Below are 1,805 nucleotides of genomic sequence, written 5' to 3'. Positions count from 1 at the left end.
GCGCCGAGCACTTCGGGGCCTGTGTCAGGCGTATCGGTCGCTCCGGCGCGTGCGGCTTTCGTGCGGGTAGGCGTGGTCGATGGTGCCTTCGATGTCACGGCCATCGCCAACCGCCAGCGCGTGGTGGATAGCCTGAACGTGCATACCGGGGGCACCGACGTGCGCGGTGGCAACGAGTGGCACGGCAACGTGGTGGCCTCGACCATTTCCGGCGGGGCGCTCGGGGTAGCCGAACTCGACCTGATCAAGATCGAACAGGATGGCGTGAATCGCAGCAGCGCCATCAACTACGGCGTCGGCCAGGCTGCCGCCCGCGGCGCTCAGGTCGTCAATGCCAGTTTTTCCCAGCGTTTCGTGGCCAACGACCCGCGACTGGGGTTCAACGGCGTCTCATCGAGCGAGTCACTGGCCCAGGTGGTCAACGCCAACGGCGGCAAGGGCGCGGTCTACGTGATCAGCGCCGGCAACAACGGGCAGGCGATGGACACCCAGGGCCAACCGCTCTACGCCGCCGAACCGGCGCTTTACGACATGACGCTCATCGCCGTGGGAACCGACGGCAAGGGCAATCTGCACCCGTCGAGCGCCTATCCCGGCGACGATGCGCGCCTGCAGGCGCGCACCATCGCCACCGACTACGTCAACCGCGAGGTGGGCGCCCAGGGCACGTCGATCTCGGCGGCGCGGATCTCCGAGTACGCCGCGGGTATCCTGTCGCGCTGGCCGCACCTCGATGCCCGGCAGGCCAGCCAGCGGCTTCTGGACACCGCCAGTCGCGAAAGCGCGCTATTCGATCGCAACGACTGCGGCGCCAGCGGCAGCGACAACTGCGGCAGTTTCTACCTGGGCCAGGGCGAGGCGGACATCGAGGCCGCGCTTGCCCCGCAAGGCGAGCTGGTGGTGGCCGAGCAAGCGCGCGTCGACGACGGCGGCGACCTGGTGCGCGGCTCCTACCTGCAGCTTTCCGGCGCCTACGGCGACGCGGTTCGCCAGTCCGACGCGCTGCGCGATGTGGCGGTGTTCGATGACCTGGGCCGCGACTACCGCATGGACCTGGGCCAGCAGGTACAGCCGCGGGTCGATCACGCCACCCAGATGCGCCGCCAGATGGAGCGGTTGTCGCTCACCTCGGCACGCGCGCCCATCACCCAGTCAATGGATGTCGACACCTACCGTTTCACCACCCGCAGCGACGGCGGCGGTCTTCTGAGCAGCCGCTTCGATGCGGCCTACGGCCCGGCGACGCTGAGCCTTTACAGCTTTGCCGGCGGAGAGGTGAACCCGATGAGCGCCTACAGCGAATCCGGGCTGATGCCGATGATGTCGTTCCAGGGCGGCTCGGCGCTGACCCAGGCTTTCGACGGCGTCAACGGTGTGACGTCGCGCTACGCGCTCGGCGAGCACTGGGATCTCACCGCCTCGCACTGGGCATCGACGCTCGACTCGGCTGGCACCAGCGACTATCGGGCACGGCGCTCGGATGTGGGCGTGTCCTGGCAGCCGCTGCCCTCGCTTGCCATCGACACCTTCCTGGGCAGCCTCGACGAGCGCCAGGGCCTGCTCGGCGCCAGCGGCGTGGGTGCCCTGGGCCTGGGCGAAGAGAACCGGATGACCTTTGCCGGGATCGGCCTGACCGCGGAACTGGGTGCCGGCATCAGCGGCTTCGCCGAGTTCGAGCAGGGCCAGGGCAGCGCGTCGGGTCGTGGCCTGCTTGCCAGCGTCGAGGACATCGTCGCGCGCAAGGTGGAAATGGGGCTGCAATGGCAGGGCAGCGGGCGCCGCGCCGACGAGCGCCTGGCGTTCAC

1 protein-coding gene is annotated in these 1,805 nt (G+C 69.0%); it reads left to right on the top strand.

Annotated elements, in window-relative coordinates; all coding sequences use genetic code 11:
• Positions 1-60 precede the first annotated feature (60 nt).
• The coding region (locus BIS11_RS16505; protein WP_253586577.1) for a S8 family serine peptidase at positions 61-1,805 on the top strand (1,745 nt) is incomplete at its 3' end.

The sequence above is a fragment of the Halomonas sp. 707D4 genome, assembly GCF_024158685.1.
Taxonomy (GTDB): Bacteria; Pseudomonadota; Gammaproteobacteria; order Pseudomonadales; family Halomonadaceae; genus Vreelandella.
This window is presented reverse-complemented; position numbering and strand designations above follow the sequence as displayed.